At 53.5% G+C, this 18,246-nt stretch carries 10 protein-coding genes; 8 read left to right on the forward strand and 2 right to left on the reverse strand.

The window, feature by feature from the left end:
- On the forward strand, positions 1-6,948 hold a 6,948-nt coding region (locus C4S72_RS10715; protein WP_104003122.1), incomplete at its 5' end, for an MBG domain-containing protein.
- A 442-nt stretch (positions 6,949-7,390) separates the two neighbouring features.
- Complete coding sequence (locus C4S72_RS10720; RefSeq protein WP_104003123.1) at positions 7,391-10,579, forward strand: BTAD domain-containing putative transcriptional regulator; 3,189 nt, start codon at positions 7,391-7,393, stop codon at positions 10,577-10,579.
- A 104-nt stretch (positions 10,580-10,683) separates the two neighbouring features.
- Here C4S72_RS10720 and katG read toward each other — a convergent pair whose 3' ends face one another.
- Positions 10,684-12,858, reverse strand: coding sequence for a catalase/peroxidase HPI (katG, locus tag C4S72_RS10725; RefSeq protein WP_104003124.1), 2,175 nt, complete (start codon positions 12,856-12,858; stop codon positions 10,684-10,686).
- Positions 12,859-13,496: 638 nt separating this feature from the next.
- On the opposite strand from katG, the gene C4S72_RS10730 reads away from it, so the two are divergent.
- From C4S72_RS10730 to C4S72_RS10755, 6 genes are all read left to right on the forward strand, one after another.
- Positions 13,497-14,153, forward strand: coding sequence for a response regulator transcription factor (locus tag C4S72_RS10730; protein ID WP_104003125.1), 657 nt, complete (start codon positions 13,497-13,499; stop codon positions 14,151-14,153).
- The gene (locus C4S72_RS10735; protein ID WP_104003126.1) at positions 14,146-14,547 is read left to right on the forward strand and encodes a CsgE family curli-type amyloid fiber assembly protein; all 402 of its coding nucleotides are present in this window, start codon (positions 14,146-14,148) and stop codon (positions 14,545-14,547) included. Before C4S72_RS10730 ends, C4S72_RS10735 begins: the two co-directional genes overlap by 8 nt.
- A gap of 12 nt (positions 14,548-14,559) precedes the next feature.
- Entirely contained in the window at positions 14,560-14,955 is a 396-nt protein-coding gene (locus C4S72_RS10740; protein ID WP_104003127.1) for a curli assembly protein CsgF, read from the forward strand.
- 25 nt (positions 14,956-14,980) lie between these two features.
- On the forward strand, positions 14,981-15,856 hold the full coding sequence (locus C4S72_RS10745; RefSeq protein WP_235009122.1) for a CsgG/HfaB family protein: 876 nt from the start codon (positions 14,981-14,983) through the stop codon (positions 15,854-15,856).
- Positions 15,857-16,069: 213 nt separating this feature from the next.
- Complete coding sequence (locus C4S72_RS10750; RefSeq protein WP_104003128.1) at positions 16,070-16,675, forward strand: hypothetical protein; 606 nt, start codon at positions 16,070-16,072, stop codon at positions 16,673-16,675.
- A gap of 40 nt (positions 16,676-16,715) precedes the next feature.
- A complete protein-coding gene (locus C4S72_RS10755; protein WP_104003129.1) occupies positions 16,716-17,696 on the forward strand; it encodes a hypothetical protein in 981 nt (326 codons plus the stop codon).
- Between the two features lie 87 nt (positions 17,697-17,783).
- Here C4S72_RS10755 and C4S72_RS10760 read toward each other — a convergent pair whose 3' ends face one another.
- Positions 17,784-18,104: a DUF4377 domain-containing protein gene (locus C4S72_RS10760; protein WP_104003130.1), complete on the reverse strand. Its 321-nt coding sequence runs from the start codon at positions 18,102-18,104 to the stop codon at positions 17,784-17,786.
- Positions 18,105-18,246 lie beyond the last annotated feature (142 nt).

The following is an 18,246-nucleotide window of genomic DNA, read 5'->3' on the forward strand; positions in this document are numbered from 1 at the left end:
ATCGAACAGGGCGGCGCGATTCGTGCCGACGGCGGCAAGGTTTTATTGACCGCCCGCGCCGCCGGCAAGCTCGCCACCAGCGTGATCAACCACACCGGTATTACCCAGGCGCAGACGCTGGCCACCGGCGAGAAAGGCGAGATCGTGCTGCTGGGCGATATGCAGCAGGGCCAGGTGCAGGTCGCCGGTACGCTGGATGCGTCGGCGCCTGTCGTTGATGGCAAAGGCGGCGATGGCGGCTTTATCGAAACCAGTGCCGCCAAGGTCGATTTAAAGGAAGGAGTTCGCGTCACGACCCTGGCGGAACGCGGCAAGACCGGTGAATGGCTGATCGACCCGACCGATATCAATATCACCACGGGCGCCTCCGCTGACGCGGTTCTAACGAACCTTGCATTCAGCAACTTGAGGCTCGATACCACCAGCGAAGGGGCAGACGCCGGTAACATCCGTATCGATGCGGACCTGAGCTGGGACGCCGCCAACACGCTGACACTGTTAGCCGACAACGATATAGCGATCAACGGTGACATTACCGCTACCAATGGCGGCCTGACCCTGAATGCGGGCGGTGAGATCAGCGCAGGCGGCGCGGTAAACGTGGGCACCTTCGACCTGCAAAGCGGCGACTGGACCCAGCTGGGCGGCACCCTGCCAGCGTTCTCGGCGGATGACTTCCGCCTTAGTACTGGCAACGCTTCTTTCCTGAGGGCCACTGCCGGCGACGGCAGCGAGGGCAACGCCTACCGGATTTTTGATATCTACGGCCTGCAGGGCATGGCCTCGCGCAGCCTATTAAGCAGCGACTTTACGTTGACCAGCACCCTGGATGCCAGCGGCACCGCCAACTGGAACGGCGGCGCGGGTTTTGTGCCCATCGGTGACTCGAGCAATCGCTACACCGGCGATTTTGATGGCGGTGGGCATATCATTTACGGGCTTACGATCAATCGCGCCGGTACGGACAGGGTTGGGTTATTCGGGGCGATAAATGGCAGCCATATTCGACATATCGGCCTTCAGAATGCGTCTATCCTGGGACGGTACGATGTTGGTGGCCTAGTCGGTCATGGGGTTAACGCCGGCCAGATCAGCCACAGTTATGTGCAGGGAAGTATTACCGGAAGTTATCGAAGCGGCGGCCTTGCAGGAAACTTCAGTGGGACCATTGAGCAGAGTTACAGCACCGGTACCGTGGATATTGGCTCTGCCAGCTATGCCGGCGGTTTGGTGGGCGAGATGGTCGGCCAAATCACGGATAGCTACTCCACCGCAACAGTTGAAGGTCTCGTCGATAACACAGGCGGGCTAGTCGGCCGAATGAGCGGCAACATCAGCGGCAGCTACGCCGCAGGCAATGTACGCGGCGGGGATAATGTGGGCGGCCTCGTCGGCGACATGCTCGCTGGTAGCAACATTAGCAACAGCTTTGCCACTGGCAATGTAAACGGTAACGGTAACGGCTGGAATATCGGCGGGCTCGCTGGAGATAGCCGCGCCACTATTAGCCATAGCTATGCTACCGGCAATGTGCAAGGGGGGAGCTACACTGGCGGGCTGGTTGGCGATAACTATGGCTCAATCACTCAAAGCTATGCGTCCGGCGATGTAAGCGGCGGTGAGGGTGTTGGCGGGTTGGTTGGCTTTAACTTCGGCGCCTCTATCAACCAAAGCTACGCCACCGGCCGCGTCTCAGGTGGGTGGTATCACCTTGGCGGTTTGGTTGGCCTCAACTCCGGTGGCTCTATCAGCCAAAGCTACGCCACGGGCGATGTCAGTGGCACTATCAGAGAGATCGGCGGCTTGGTTGGCCTCAACTCCGGTGGCTCTATCAGCCAAAGCTACGCCACCGGCCGGATCAGTAGCAGTACCGGGGTGACTGGCGCATTGGTCGGGGGCAACACCGGTGGTACGCTGACCGACAACTACTGGAACACCGAAACCAGCGGCCAGGCCGGTGCGGTAGGCGACGGCAGCGATGACGGCACCACCGGCCTGACCACCGCGCAGATGTTTGACGCGGCCAACTTCTTAGGCTTCGACTTTGCCGATATCTGGGCCAACGCAGACGATCAGACCACCCCCTACCTGCGCGCGCTGGCCGGCAACCGGGTGTTCAACAAAAACGACCTTCCCACGGGCACCATCGATGCCAGCAACCGACCCGCACTCTACACCGTGATTCTGGATATCGACCAGTTACAGGCAATGCAAAACGATCTCTCGGCCAACTATCTGCTCGGCAATGATATCGATGCCTCTGCCACGGCTGGCTGGAACAGCGGCGCGGGCTTTGATCCGCTGGGCGCGTCGGATAACCGCTTTAGTGGTCTGTTCGACGGTTTGGGATACTCCATCGACCGCCTGACCATTCAGCGCCCTGAGCAGTCCGGTGTGGGTTTATTCAGTTATACCGATGAAGACAGCGAGATCCGCAACCTCGGTTTAACCAATGTGGATATTCGCGGCCAAAACTTTGTTGGCAGCCTGGTCGGTAACGGTTACGGCAGTCTTTATGGCGTGTTCGCAACGGGCAGCCTGGCGGGCGATTTCACCGTCGGTGGCCTTGCCGGATTGAGCCAGAACAGCATCACCGAGAGCTACGCCGATGTGGATATCAACGCCATCTCCATCGCTGGCGGCCTGGCGGGATCTCAGGTTGGCGATATCGAAAACAGCTACGCCACCGGTGATATCCAGGTGCAGGTAGACCCTTCGATAGGCTCGGCCGGCGGACTAGCCGGCATGTTTGATGGGTTCATTAACGACAGCTACAGCACAGTTATTATCAACGACAGCTTTGCGCGTCTTCTGGGCTCCTGGCTGGCAGGCGGAACCGCCAATGCCTACTACGCCAATACCGACGAAAACGGCAACGCGCTGATTGATGGTGGTCCTCTCAGCGGCGGCTGGAGCAAAAGCTGGGCGGAGCTGACCCAGCTCGACACCTTCTACGCCTGGGAACCGAATATCGACGCCCAGGGCGGCTCAGGTTCAGTCTGGCGCATCTACGATGGCTACACAACGCCTCTACTGCGCCGTTTTTTAAAGGCTCTCGAGGTCAGCGCCGAGGATACGACCCTCACCTATAACGGCACCGAACAAAGCGGCAACTGGAGCGCCAGTGCCCCTTACGATGCCGAGCATATTTACGGGCAACCGATTGGCGGTAAAAACGCCGGCAGCTACACCCTCGATATGCGTGGCCTTTACTCCGGCCAGCAGGGCTACGACCTGATTATCACCAGTGAGCCAGGCACCCTGACAATCAACAAGGCCCAGGCCACCGTCACCGCCAATAGCGGCAGCACCACCTATAACGGTGCCAACCAGCAGGTGAATGGCTTTACGGTTGACGGTCTGGTCGGCGGCGAAGACCAGAGTGTACTGAACGATGTATCAACTTCCGGCGGCAGCGGCAAGAACGCCGGCACCTATGTGCATACGGTTGATGGCACCGACGGCAACTACGAGCTGACCTTTGTCGATGGTGCCCTCACCATCGATAAGGCCCAGGCTACGGTCACTGCCAACAGCCGCAGCACCACTTACAACGGGGCCAACCAAAACATCAGCGGCTTCAGCGTTGATGGCCTGGTCGGCGGCGAAGACCAGAGTGTACTGAACGATGTATCAACTTCCGGCGGCAGCGGCAAGAACGCCGGCACCTATGTGCATACGGTTGATGGCACCGACGGCAACTACGAGCTGACCTTTGTCGATGGTGCCCTCACCATCGATAAGGCCCAGGCTACGGTCACTGCCAACAGCCGCAGCACCACTTACAACGGGGCCAACCAAAACATCAGCGGCTTCAGCGTTGATGGCCTGGTCGGTGGCGAAGCTCAGAGCGTGCTGACCGATGTCAGCACCTCCGGCGGTAGCGGCAAGAACGCCGGTACCTACGCCCATACGGTTGATGGTACCGACGGTAACTATGAACTCACCTTTGTCGACGGCGCCCTGACCATCGATAAGGCCCAGGCTACCGTCACCGCCAATAGCGGCACTACCACCTATAACGGCGCTAACCAGCAGGTGAATGGCTTTAGCGTTGATGGCCTGGTCGGCGGCGAAGATCAAAGCGTGCTGACCGATGTATCCACCACTGGCGGCAGCGGCAAGAACGCCGGTACCTATGTGCACCGCGCAGCCGGTACCGACGGCAACTATGAGCTCACCTTTGTCGACGGCGCCCTGACCATCGACAAAGCCCAGGCTACGGTGACGGCCAATAGCGGCACCACCACCTATAACGGTGCCAACCAGCAGGTGAACGGCTTCAGCGTTGATGGTCTGGTCGGCGGCGAAGATCAGAGCGTGCTGACCGATGTATCCACCTCTGGCGGCAGCGGCAAGAACGCCGGTACCTATGTGCACCGCGCAGCCGGCACCGACGGTAACTATGAACTGACCTTTGTCGATGGCGCCCTGACCATTGATAAGGCCCAGGCTACCGTCACCGCCAATAGCGGCACTACCACCTATAACGGCGCTAACCAGCAGGTGAATGGCTTTAGCGTTGATGGCCTGGTCGACGGCGAAGATCAAAGCGTGCTGAGCGAAGTTTCCACCACTGGCGGCAGCGGCAAGAACGCCGGTACCTACGCCCATACGGTTGATGGCACTGATGGTAACTACGAACTGACCTTTGTGGATGGTGCCCTCACCATCGATAAGGCCCAGGCTACGGTGACGGCCAACAGCGGCAGCACCACCTATAACGGTGCTAACCAGCAGGTGAATGGCTTCAGCGTCGATGGCCTGGTCGGCGGCGAAGACCAGAACGTTCTTTCTGACGTAACTACCTCCGGCGGTAGCGGCAAGAACGCCGGTACCTATGTGCACCGCGCAGCCGGTACCGACGGCAACTATGAGCTCACCTTTGTCGACGGCGCCCTGACCATCGACAAAGCCCAGGCTACGGTCACTGCCAATAGCGGTAACACTACCTATAACGGCACCAACCAGCAGGTGAACGGCTTTAGGGTTGATGGCCTCGTGGGCGGCGAAGATCAGAGTGTTCTTTCTGACGTGACCACCTCCGGCGGCAGCGGTAAAAACGCCGGTAACTATGTGCATACGGTTGATGGCACCGACAGTAACTACGAGCTGACCTTCGTCGACGGCGCCCTGACCATCGATAAAGCCCAGGCCACCGTCACTGCCAACAGCGGCAGCACCATCTATAACGGCGCCAACCAGCAGGTGAACGGCTTTACGGTTGACGGTCTGGTCGGTGGCGAAGATCAGAGCGTGCTGACAGACGTTTCCGCCTCTGGCGGCAGCGGCAAGAACGCCGGCACCTATGTGCACCGTGCTGAAGGCACCGACGGTAACTACGAGCTGACCTTTGTCGACGGCGCCCTGACCATCGATAAAGCCCAGGCCACCGTCACCGCCAACAGCGGCACTACTACCTATAACGGCCCTAACCAGCAGGTGAATGGCTTTAGCGTTGATGGCCTCGTGGGCGGCGAAGACCAGAGTGTTCTTTCTGACGTGACCACCTCCGGCGGCAGCGGCAAGAACGCCGGTACCTATGTACACCGCGCAGCCGGCACCGACGGCAACTATGAGCTGACCTTTGTCGATGGCTCCCTGACCATCGATAAGGCCCAGGCCACCGTCACCGCCAATAGCGGCAGCACCACCTATAACGGTGCCAACCAGCAGGTGAATGGCTTTACGGTTGACGGTCTGGTCGGCGGCGAAGACCAGAGTGTACTGACCGATGTATCAACTTCCGGCGGCAGCGGCAAGAACGCCGGCACCTATGTGCATACGGTTGATGGCACCGACGGCAACTACGAGCTGACCCTTGTCGATGGCGCCCTGACCATCGATAAGGCCCAGGCCACCGTCACTGCCAATAGCGGCAGCACCACTTACAACGGGGCCAACCAAAACATCAGCGGCTTCAGCGTTGATGGCCTGGTCGGTGGAGAAGACCAGAGTGTACTGACCGATGTATCAACTTCCGGCGGCAGCGGTAAAAACGCCGGCACCTATGTACACCGTGCTGAAGGTACCGACGGTAACTACGAGCTGACTTTTGTGGACGGCGCCCTGACCATCGATAAGGCCCAGGCCACCGTCACCGCCAACAGCGGCAGCACCACCTATAACGGTGCTAACCAGCAGGTGAACGGCTTTACGGTTGACGGTCTGGTAGGCGGTGAAGATCAGAGCGTGCTCACCGATGTCAGCACCTCCGGCGGCAGCGGTAAAAATGCCGGCACCTATGTACACCGCGCAGCCGGCACCGACGGTAACTACGAGCTGACCTTTGTCGATGGCTCCCTGACCATCGATAAGGCCCAGGCGACGGTCACCGCCAACAGCGGTACCACTACCTATAACGGTGCTAACCAGCAGGTGAACGGCTTTACGGTTGACGGTCTGGTCGGCGGCGAAGACCAGAGCGTACTCACCGATGTATTTACTACTGGCGGTAGCGGCAAAAACGCCGGCACCTACGCCCATACAGTTGATGGCACCGACGGTAACTACGAGCTGACCTTTGTCGATGGCGCCCTGACCATCGATAAGGCGCCGCTGATTATCACGGCCAACAATCTGACCTGGGTACTAGATGGTTCCGCCTGGAGAGGCGGAAACGGAGTCATCTATCGCGGCTTTGTTAAAGAAGAAGACGCATCGGTGCTCACCGGTCTGCTGCAGTGGGGTGGCTCCTCTCAAGGGGCCACTGAAGCCGGAATCTTCAGTCTGGTGCCATACGGACTCGATGCGGCTAACTACACTCTGACCTTTAACGAGGGCATGTTAGAAATCATCACCCCGATGGATACCGTCGGTACGCCTTACCACCGCAGTATCCAGCAGGCCCAGCGCATACCCAACACCAAAAATACAGCTGCCCAGGATCAACGCGAGACTCCGTATACCGAAGTCAGAATCGTAGATAACGGGATAAGATTACCCTGAATCTCACAACTTTCTGAAGACAGCCTCTCCAGTCCGCCCTGACCGAACCACTTCGGCCCGGGCGGTCTCATTTTGCGAGCTGCAATAAGCCACAGCACCGATAAGCACAAAGCACTGACTCCCCCATGACGTCCAAATACGTGGCTCTATCTGTAAGGGGCCATCATCGCCGCCCACATTGCCAAGCCCCTCTCTTCCATAGCATCCCATTGATTTTATACCTGATAATTCAATCCTCTGCGCCGGGACAGTAGAACCCGTTTTCGATTTAAACTTGCCCGAGGCGACAGGAAAGGTATATTGGTCGTCATATAACCAAAAGCGCAGACGAAAGCCGCAATTATATTCAAACAAGCTAATAGAAACGCAAGACTACGCGCTCCTATACGGCCGAGAGAAGACCGGCCTCTATATTCAAGTGTGGAAAAGCAGACAATAATTCATGGACGGATCTTCGGTCATCAGCAGCAAGCTGACAGCTCCCATTTTGTCGAACATCTTGCGTCGCGATCATTTGATTGAGTCTCTGGACTCCGCACAGGCGCCGTTGACCTGGATTTCAGCACCTGGTGGTGCAGGCAAAACAACACTGATCGCAGACTTCGTTCAGCATAAAAACACCACCAATATCTGGTTAAAGATCGATCATTCTGATTGCTCTCCAGGAGCATTTTTCCACCATTTATCGCTTGCTGCTAAAAGAGCATTCTCCGATGATGATCTGAGCTTGCCAAAATTTACACTTGAGTACTCCTTAGGACCAGATACATTCTCGGACAATTTTTTTAATACTCTCGCCACTCATGCTGCTGATGGCGAGACACTTCTGGTTCTTGATGACTACCACGAGCTTTCGTCCGAGTCCCCTGTACACAGGCTTGTAAGCCGGTTTGCTGAACGCCTGCCTGAGCACTTCAAGATTATAGTGGCCAGTCGCGAGACACCGACGCCGGAGTTTGTGACTGTTAAGGCAAGAGGCAACATGTATCGCCTCGACTGGCAAGATATAAAATTTTCCCGCAGCGAAACCAGGCAGTTTTTAAAAAAAGAATCTACAGATAATGTAAATAATTCATTAATAGATATCATATTGGATGAAACCGCTGGATGGGCGGCGGGAATCCGATTGATTTCATCCAACCTACTCTTGGGCGCTAACAAATCAACCCCGGAGACGAGCAAAAACTTATTTAAACACCTAAACCAGGATAGCTTTGAGTTTTTTGCAAAAGAAGTATTCTATAATTTATCATCCGATACCAAGACACTATTATTAAAAACTTCTTTTATGCCATTTTTCACCGATATTATGGCGAAAAATATAACGGGCCTCAATAATAGTGCCAAGCTGATTGATACGCTGAGGAGATCCAATCTTTTCATCGAGTCTCATCCAGGTGCGAATGAAACCTACAGTTTCCATCCTCTCTTCAAGAAATATCTGAATAACGTCTTTGCTGCGACCTACTCGCCACAGGAGCTCGCAGAGACCCTAAGCCAGTCAGCACAACTGCTCGTCGACCAGGGTGCTTATGAAGCGGCGATTGAGCTTAACATAGACACCCGCCGCTTCTCCGACGCCAAACAGCTGATTAAAGTAAATGCGCGTCATTTTATCGACCAAGGATTGATACAACAGCTCACCCGCTGGCTCGATAGCATTCCAGATGAGTTCATCAATGGAGATCCGGATACCCTTCTGTTGATGGGTAAGATCCAGCTTATCGCTTCACCGGTTCACGCCTGCACAATGATCCGTCGGGCCATCAGTGCTTACACTGAAGCTGAGCAGATCGAACAGGCGATTCTAGCCTACGGGGATTACTTTGAAGCCTTGGCGATCTCCGGCACCGGCTACGATTTACTTGAAACCAGCCTTGAAGAGTTGGAGGAGCTGCTACTGCGCTGTAGCGGCGATATAACGAACCTTTGCGAGAGCCTGGCCTGCGTCGTGCTGTTTGCAACCTCATTCAGGACCCTGAACCACCCACTGCAAGCGCGCTGGAAAGCCTCTGCCAAGGCGGCACTGGAGCACTGCGACGACCCGGTTGCCCTGCTAAGGCGCTGCAACAACATGATGATCTATTATCGTTTTGCCGGGGAGGATCGCAGCACCTATCACCTGCTGAATATTTTGCAGCCCATACGCCAGCAGCTGGAATCTATTCCTGTACTAAAACTGCAGACGCAGCTGATCGACGCTTTTCAGTACGGCTATGTTCTGGGAAGCGGGAAAAAAGCGATTGAGGTGTGCAGAAACAGTCTAGAAGAAGGTAGTAAATCCGGTATTCGGTTATACGAATTCTGGTTCCGTTATATTCTGATTTTATCTCTGCTTCGCGATGATGAGTTTGCATTGGCTGACGATGAAATACAGCTTCTGCTGGACCAGTATACCCAGATGCCCGATGTACGCCGTGCCGATATTCTTTTCCTGTCCGGTGTTTCCGCTTTATACAAAGCAGACCTTTTCAAAGCCAAGCATGATTTGGGCAAAGCCAATGAGTTGTATCGTACTTCCGGAGCGACCTACCCTGTGCACTGGTCGAACATAGTACTGGCGTTTTCCTGTTATGAGCTGGGGGAACTCGATAAGGCCCGGTCCATTCTTAAGGAACTATCGGATAGCAAGTGGCTTGGCTCCAACTATTTGAAATACCAAGCGTTATGTGTAGAAGCTTGGCTGGATTATAGCAACGAAAACGATAGCAGCAGTGACAAGCTGACCGATGCGTTTGAGCTCGCCCACCGGCAGAACTTTATCTTTATACCGACCATCGGCAAGAAACTGTTTACTTGTTTATGTGAGAAAGCCCTACTCAACGGTATTGAAGCAGACTATGTCAGAAAGATCATAAAGGAACACAACCTGCTGCCTGTATCGCCGTCACTCTATGCACACCTCTGGCCGTACAGCATCCGAATTCATACGCTCGATAGCTTCCAGGTAGTAGCAGCCGCAGGCGATCTCGAAGAGAGCATCACACTGCAACAAAAGCCGCTCGAGCTATTGAAATTCATTATTTCTTACGGCGGCAAAAACATTAGTCTCGACTTTATCGCAGATAACCTTTGGCGAGACGCCGATGGCGATGCGGCTTACAAATCGTTAAAAACCACGCTTTACCGCCTAAGAAAAAGCCTGGGCGATGATCAGTATATTATTACCCGCAACAACACCCTGTCACTGTCGGAGGACTGCTGGGTCGATGCACTTGCTTTCTGGGAGTCCCCGGCCGATATCGACTCGTGCAATGTTCAAAGCGCTCAGGTATTAGCAGACACCTTCAAGCAGCCGTTCCTATGTGAATATCATGGCGAAGCCTGGATCGACAGCGCCCGTGAAAGAATCAACAGGAACTTCAATCGCCTGCTGGAAAAGATCTCAGGCTATCTGCTGAGTCGGGATAATCCCGAGGCGGCTATCCCTTACTTCGAAAAAGCCCTGGAGCTTGATCCCACCGAGGAGGACTACTACATCGGCCTGATGCAGTGCCACCATCAGATGCAGCGCAGCGACCGGGTAGAGTCGGTGTTTTCAAGATACTGCAGCAATGTTGAAGCGCTGCTCAATCGAGCACCATCCGCACGGATGGTGAAGGTTCGCGACGACTATCTGCAGAGGCCCTGAGGCTGACACCTGTAAGTGACCGACTCGCGGGGCACCTTGAGCAGCAAAAGAAAGAGCCATCGTCCTGCGACGATGGCTCTTTTAATTACCAGACCTACTGGCCCTCAGGCGAGATCGAACCGGTCTGCGTTCATCACCTTGGTCCAGGCTTTAACGAAGTCGTTGACGAACTTCTCCTGGTTGTCGTCCTGGGCGTACACCTCGGCGTAGGAGCGCAGGATCGAGTTGGAACCGAACACCAGGTCGATACGGGTCGCGGTCCATTTCAAGGTATCCGTCTTGCGGTCACGAATCTCATAGAGGTTCTTGCCCGCCGGCTTCCAGGTGTAGGCCATATCGGTCAGGTTGACGAAAAAGTCATTGGTCAACTGGCCTTCGCGATCGGTGAACACCCCATGGCTGGTACCGCCATAGTTAGTCCCGAGAACACGCATACCGCCGATCAATACCGTCATTTCCGGTGCGGTCAGCCCCATCAACTGGGCGCGATCCAGCAGCATCTCTTCCGGCTTAACGACGTAGTCCTTCTTCTGCCAGTTACGGAAGCCATCGCTCAGCGGCTCCAGCGGTGCAAAGGAGTCGGCATCGGTCTGGGCTTCGCTGGCATCGCCGCGCCCTTTCTTGAACGGGACGCGAATATGATAACCCGCCGCTTCAGCCGCCTTCTCGATCGCCACGCTACCGGCCAGCACGATGATATCGGCGATACTGGCACCGGTTTTCGCTGAAATATCGGCGTAGATCGCCAGCACCTTATCCAGCTTTTCTGGTTCATTACCCTCCCAGCTGCGCTGCGGCTCCAGGCGGATATGTGCGCCGTTGGCACCACCGCGCATATCGGAACCACGGAAGGTACGGGCGCTGTCCCAGGCCACGCTGACCATTTCACTGATCGATAGCCCGGAGTGCTCGATGTGTTCGCGCACTACCTCTTCGGTGTAGGCAGTGCTGCCTGCCGGCACCGGGTCCTGCCAGATCAGATCTTCGGCCGGTACTTCCGGACCGATATATCGCGATTTCGGCCCCATATCGCGATGGGTCAGCTTGAACCAGGCACGGGCGAATGCGTCCTGGAAACGTGCAGGATCCTTGCGATAGCCTTCGAGGATCTCCCGGTAGGTCGGATCCATCTTCATCGCCATATCGGCGTCGGTCATGATCGGGTTGTAGCGGATAGAGGGGTCTTCCACATCGACCGGTTTATCTTCCTCTTTGATATCCACCGGCTCCCACTGGTTGGCGCCGGCCGGGCTTTTCTTCAGTTCCCACTCGTGATCGAGCAGCATATCGAAGTAGCCCATATCGAACTGGGTCGGGTTGCTGGTCCAGGCACCCTCGATACCCGACGTGACCGTGTAGCGACCTTTGCCGGTCTTGTTGGGGTTCTTCCAGCCGAGGCCCTGCTCTTCCACGTCGGCCGCTTCCGGCTCAGGGCCGAGCGCATCGGCATCGCCATTGCCGTGACATTTACCGACGGTGTGACCGCCTACGGTAAGCGCTACGGTTTCTTCGTCATCCATCGCCATACGGGCAAAGGTCTCGCGGACCTGCTCGGCGGTTTTCAACGGATCGGGATGACCGTTCACCCCTTCAGGGTTTACGTAAATGAGGCCCATCTGTACCGCTGCCAGCGGGTTTTCCATGGTATCGGGCTTACTTACATCGCCGTAACGCTCATCGGAAGGCGCCAGCCACTCTTTCTCTGCCCCCCAATAGGTGTCTTTTTCCGGGTGCCAGATATCCTTGCGGCCAAAGGAGAAACCGAAGGTCTTCAGCCCCATGGATTCATACGCGGCGTTACCGGCCAGGATAATCAGGTCTGCCCAGCTGATCTTGTTGCCGTACTTCTTCTTGATCGGCCAGAGCAGACGCCGCGCCTTGTCCAGGCTGACGTTATCGGGCCAGGAGTTCAGCGGTGCAAAGCGCTGATTGCCTGTGCCACCGCCTCCGCGACCATCAGCGATACGGTAACTGCCCGCGGCGTGCCAGGCCATGCGGATCATCAAACCGCCATAGTGCCCCCAGTCGGCTGGCCACCACTCCTGACTATCGGTCATCAGGTCGTGCATATCTTTTTTCAGCGCATCGAAGTCGAGCTTGCGAACCTCTTCGCTGTAGTCGAAGTCCTGCCCCATCGGGTCAGTCTTGCTATCGTGCTGATGCAGAATGTCCAGGTTCAGCGACTCCGGCCACCAGTCCACGTTGGAGTGCCCGGTGGCAGTGTTGCCCCCGTGCATGACGGGACACTTGCCGGCTGAGCTGCTGCTGTTCTGACTCATAGTGAAACTCTCTCTGCTAGATTGTGAATCTGCACGGCCCCCATCCAACTCCGTTCGATGGCTGCGCAGACGGGAAGGTTGCTGTCAGGGGTCTGGTCTTTTCCTGCCCCTTTCAATGCCCTCCCTTTTCCCTACGGGGTTCAACGTCCTTCCAGATCAGAATCGCTCCGGATGCATTCAAGTTAGCAGACCACTGGCGATATGAAATTTTTATCTCTCTATAGAACGGATAGAGAATTTTTATTACTGACTGGTATACGCATTTAAGCGAATATTTTACTTATTCCGGAATATTCCCGTGCTCAAACCAAACCTATTTAGTTCCCTTGGCTTTCATAAAATATCGTAATGCAAAATTCACTATTAGATAGACTAATATTTTAAACATTCACGTACGTTTTTATATAATTAAATATGCAGCCAAAAAGAAACGGATCGATTAGTTATTAGATATGAAATGGTAAAAATGTATCGAAAGGATTACAGTTATATGAATAATATATTTTTAACCTATATGCTTAAATTTCATACAAAACGTCTAATCCTTTTTCCAAATAACCCTATAATGTGTACGTGCAGGGAATGGATCATGGTCATTTAAAATGATCATCGCATGATAATCGTAAAGGAGTACGATTGTGCTAACGGCATTAAATAAAAAGCATATACCCAAGCCAATAATTATAATTTCCAAACCTAATATACAATCAAAAATCCTATCAAATCTTATCGAAAAAGGGCTAGGTGTCGATTGTGAAATCGTCGATACCTGTGCAATAAAAAAAGACCGTAGTGATTTTGGCTTCATGCTATTAGATTGCAACTATATATCGCCATCTCAGGCAAAGAGCCTTCTTCGTTCATTCGATGCGTCTCTAAAAAATATATCCATAGCGCTGATAAACACCCAACATGACGAGGACTACGAAAATCTCGTATTTTGGCCACAGGTAAATGGACTATTTTATGAAGACTGTAACCAGGAGATGTTACTGAGAGGTTTAAACGAACTTATTCAATCAGGACAATGGCTCCCAAGGGAGTTATCAAAAAAGATTATCGATGAACATCGACGCTCGGCAAAAGTAATAAATGATTTAGACATATTAACTTCAAGAGAAAAAGATGTACTGATAAAAATATCAGAAGGATTATCCAATCCGGATATTGCTGATAAATTAAACATCAATCAGCATACCGTAAAAACCCATATCTATAATATCTTCAAAAAAATAGGAGTCCAAAACAGAACTCAAGCTGCAAACTGGGCAATCCGGTATATGAAAAATGAATAAGCTACGTTATCTAGCCTCTATTCTGGCTCTCACCTGTTCGATGAGCGTTCATAGCCAGGGCATAGAGGATGAGATTTTCGGCTTCACTATCGATAACACCATTACCCGGGTAGGTCATGACTTTGCCCGCTTCCTGGGTGATTACCGTAACACTCAACTGCCCCCCAGCGATTACAACCTGACGATGCGCGAAAGGCCCTCCGCCCGTTGGGGTAACCTCATCTGGGTCGAAAAGGATCATTCCACGGTCTATCTCCGTTTTATATCGCCCAGTAACAGTGAACTGCAACAGATCGCCGAAGACGCCGCCGTACAGATTCATAAAAATGTGCAGAAGCTGAAGATTCAGGAGCTGTATATCGACCGGTTTGATCTGGATGATGATGAAATATAAAGGGAGTTAAGGATGAACCCACTCAATAGACTACTTGTTGCCCTGGCTCTTGCCACCAGCACCGCGACGGCCTCTGAACTGGTTTACAAGCCGGTAAACCCCAATTTCGGCGGCGATCCACTGAACGGCAACTACCTGCTGAACAATGCTCAGAGCCAGGATGACCATGAGGATCCTTCCGCCCAGGGATCCAGCTTGAACCAAACCTCAGCGCTAGATCGCTTTACCAGCTCGCTGGAGTCCCGGCTGCTCAGCAACCTGCTGAACGACCTTGAGGATGGTACCAGCAGCCACCTGGAAACCTCTGACTTCATTGTCGATATCCTCTCGGAGGATGGCACCATCACCGTGCTGATTACCGATAAGACGACCTATCAGGTATCGGAAATTGAAGTGAGTGGACTTTAAGCACAAATGGAAAGGGAATTCCAAAATGTACGCTGTGCGCTTAATAAATAATTTAAAAATAACACTGTCAGCGTTGATGATCGTATCAACCACAGCCTGCTCAAACTACGGTACGGTCGGTGAATCTATTCCCCCAGAAGGCGAAGAGGTTCAGCTAACCCCACGAACCAGTACATACAGAGATCTGACAAGTTTACCCAGCCCCAATGGCAAGATTGTCGCCTCAGTTTATAACTTCAGGGATCAGACAGGACAGTATAAATCGTCTCCCGCCAGTTCGTTTTCGACCGCCGTCACCCAAGGTGCAACAGCTATGCTTGTCGGCGCGATGAGAGATTCTGGCTGGTTTATACCGCTGGAGCGAGAGGGACTGCAAAACATATTAACCGAGCGAAAAATATTCAGGGCCACAAATAGTAAACCTAACACACCCGTTAATAATGACTTTGAGCTCCCGTCATTACTTGCGTCAAATATTTTGATAGAAGGCGGTATTATCGCCTTTGACTCGAATATCAGAACGGGTGGTATCGGTGCACGCTATTTCGGTATCGGTGCAGCCGAGCAGTACCGGGTGGACCTGGTGACCGTCAACCTGCGAGCGATCGATGTACGCACCGGCCGTATTCTTCACAGCGTGATGACCACCAAGTCGATCATGTCTCAGGAGATCACATCCGGGGTATTCCGCTATATCGAGTTCAGGCGACTACTGGAGATGGAAGGCGGCACCACAACCAACGAGCCCTCCCAACTCTGTGTACTTTCAGCTATTGAAAGCGCATTGATCCATTTGATCGCAGACGGAGTCAAAGAGCACTCCTGGGCACTGAGCGATCCGCGCGAAATCGAAAATGAGGTGTTGGCGCGCTATATGAACGCGGAGTCGCTGATCCGCTAATCCTGCGCTCCAGCCTGTTTATCACTCAGATGAGGCCGGCGTCGTTATATGACGCCGGCCTCATGCTTTTTACCTAGCAACGAGAAGAAATCTAATGCTATTGCATTAGAAATATTTCCTGAAAAATGGGCCTATCTACCGATACCGCGAAGAACATCCCACATCTATATTTTCCACAGTCTAAACATCCAAAGACCACAGGGAAGGTGGAAAATGATGGAAGGCGAAACCACAAAAAGGACTTTGTCTCTAGCCAAGGGGCGTAACTCAAAGTTAACGCCGAAATTAACGTCGAAGTTAATTAACCCCGCCATCGTTACGCTGGGCTTTTCCACTCTACTCACCTTTTCACAAGCAGCCTCTGCTTACGATCTGGACCCAGAGCCAGAGCTTTCACCCTACAGCCAAATTGATCTTTCTGGTGACAACCTGGCCATCGCGCTGCAAACGGGTGATTCCAACCAGTTCGATATTTATCAACAAGGAGCATCCAACGAGGGTTGGATAAACCAGGAGGGTACTGGCAATCAAATATCACTTGAACAAAAGGGAAGCCTCAACAAGTCCAACCTCAAGCAGGATGGGCAGAAAAACGATATTAGAGCACTCCAGTATGGCTATTCAAACGCTATATCCATCGTGCAGGAAGGATGGGCGAACGGAACTTATGTCAACCAGGTGGGTGAGAATAACCTGGCGGAGGTAAACCAGTTTGGAGTAGCCAGTGCTGTAGCCATTGATCAGGTTGGCAACGGCCTATCCAGCGTCGTCACTCAACGCAGTGATAACAATCTGATCAGCGTCAAGCAGTCAAATTAAAACACCGTGCGATACCACTATAAAACCTGAGGTACATATCATGAAGAAGCTCACTCTCAGCCTGGCTATCATCGCAATCACCGGCACTGGCGCGGCGTTCGCCGACGACAACCAGGGTTACCAGACTCAGATCGGTACCGGCAATACCGCTATGATTGAACAGATCACCGGGGCGAATAATAACTACGCCAGCCAGTTCCAGTTTGGAGATACAAACGACGCCAGCGTCCTGCAGGAAGATGCCGAGTTTAACTCAGCTACACAGCAGCAGGCTGGAGAGAGCAACATCGCCTACTCCGAACAGTCCGATGCCGATTACAATACAAGTCTCCAAAACCAAGGGGGCATTTCCAACTCAGCCGAGGTGTATCAGGGCTACGGTGAATACTCCTCTGACTCGTCCCAGCAGCAGTTGGGAATCGGAAACACGAGCTATGTCGAACAGTTTGGTGGTACCGACAACTACTCGCTAACCGCTCAGTTCGGTGAGTATAACGACGTTCAGCAGTTCCAATACTCCAGTACAAATAGCGAAGCTCAGGTTTTCCAGGGCTACACCAGTGGATCAGGCCCCGTCCCGAGCAGCAACAATACCGCCTACACCATTCAGGAAGGCCAGGATTCCAGCGTGTTGCTGGTCGAACAGGTAGGTGAAGCTAACGATGCCTACATTGACCAGTGGAGCGGTACCAATAATGACGCGGCAATCACCCAGGACGGTACTGGAAACATCGCTGAAACCTTTCAGTATTTCAGCGATAGCTCTGTCGCCGATGTGGACCAATATGGAGAAGCTAACGAAAGTTATACCTACCAGGAAGGCAGTGATCACCTGATCACCGTTTATCAGGACGGCTTCGGAAACATCTCGGATGTCACACAGTACGGCAGTATGCATGAGGCCAGCGTCACCCAATTCGGCACAACGAACAACGCCTTTGTTGCTCAGAGTGCCTCTGGCAACCTGGCGGTTGTCAATCAGGCGGGCACAAACAATATGGGCACGATTGTACAGAACTGATACCTGCCCCAAGCGTCAAAAAGCCGGACTTCTTCCGGCTTTTTGACTTTTTAATCCTACATCGCTTCTACGGATTGTTTAGCTCACTCACTCCACCGGAGTTTTGCTTAACACTTCCAGCAGCCGATATTGATAACGGCTGGCGTCTGCAGGTGGATCTTCCCTCTCTGTGCGCTCTACGCTCAATTGATAGGCGTAACCCGCCTCATACTCGAAGCCCTGGATATTGTCGTAGAACATCGACCCGTTGACCACGAGACACTTCATCGGCCCGACGCCCACACAGTCCACCCTGTCAGGTCCAACACTGAAGGTCATCACCTTGACGTCGTCCGGGCTATTGGCAGAGGTAGCGCAACCCGCCAGCAGAATTGAACAACCAAGCGCAAACGCGAGATACATCTTCATCAACGACCTTCCCTGTTTGTAATCTCATCCCTGTAAACCTTCGGCCGCAATCCAGTTGGATTACTGAACCAGCCCAGCTCCCTGATTCTGTTACAGGCGGACTCGATATGCCAGAGCTCCTGCGCCTTGCCGGTAAGCGGAA

Origin of the sequence: Marinobacterium lutimaris, assembly GCF_900108065.1 — a bacterium.
GTDB lineage: Bacteria > Pseudomonadota > Gammaproteobacteria > Pseudomonadales > Balneatricaceae > Marinobacterium_D > Marinobacterium_D lutimaris.

Excerpts from the sequence above, each read along its gene's own strand:
- katG (WP_104003124.1), bottom strand. The coding sequence starts at position 12,858 with ATGAGTCAGAACAGCAGCAGCTCAGCCGGCAAGTGTCCCGTCATGCAC.
- C4S72_RS10755 (WP_104003129.1), top strand. The coding sequence starts at position 16,716 with ATGAAGAAGCTCACTCTCAGCCTGGCTATCATCGCAATCACCGGCACT.
- C4S72_RS10745 (WP_235009122.1), top strand. The coding sequence starts at position 14,981 with ATGTACGCTGTGCGCTTAATAAATAATTTAAAAATAACACTGTCAGCG.
- C4S72_RS10760 (WP_104003130.1), bottom strand. The coding sequence starts at position 18,104 with ATGAAGATGTATCTCGCGTTTGCGCTTGGTTGTTCAATTCTGCTGGCG.
- C4S72_RS10720 (WP_104003123.1), top strand. The coding sequence starts at position 7,391 with ATGGACGGATCTTCGGTCATCAGCAGCAAGCTGACAGCTCCCATTTTG.
- C4S72_RS10735 (WP_104003126.1), top strand. The coding sequence starts at position 14,146 with ATGAATAAGCTACGTTATCTAGCCTCTATTCTGGCTCTCACCTGTTCG.
- C4S72_RS10750 (WP_104003128.1), top strand. The coding sequence starts at position 16,070 with ATGATGGAAGGCGAAACCACAAAAAGGACTTTGTCTCTAGCCAAGGGG.
- C4S72_RS10740 (WP_104003127.1), top strand. The coding sequence starts at position 14,560 with ATGAACCCACTCAATAGACTACTTGTTGCCCTGGCTCTTGCCACCAGC.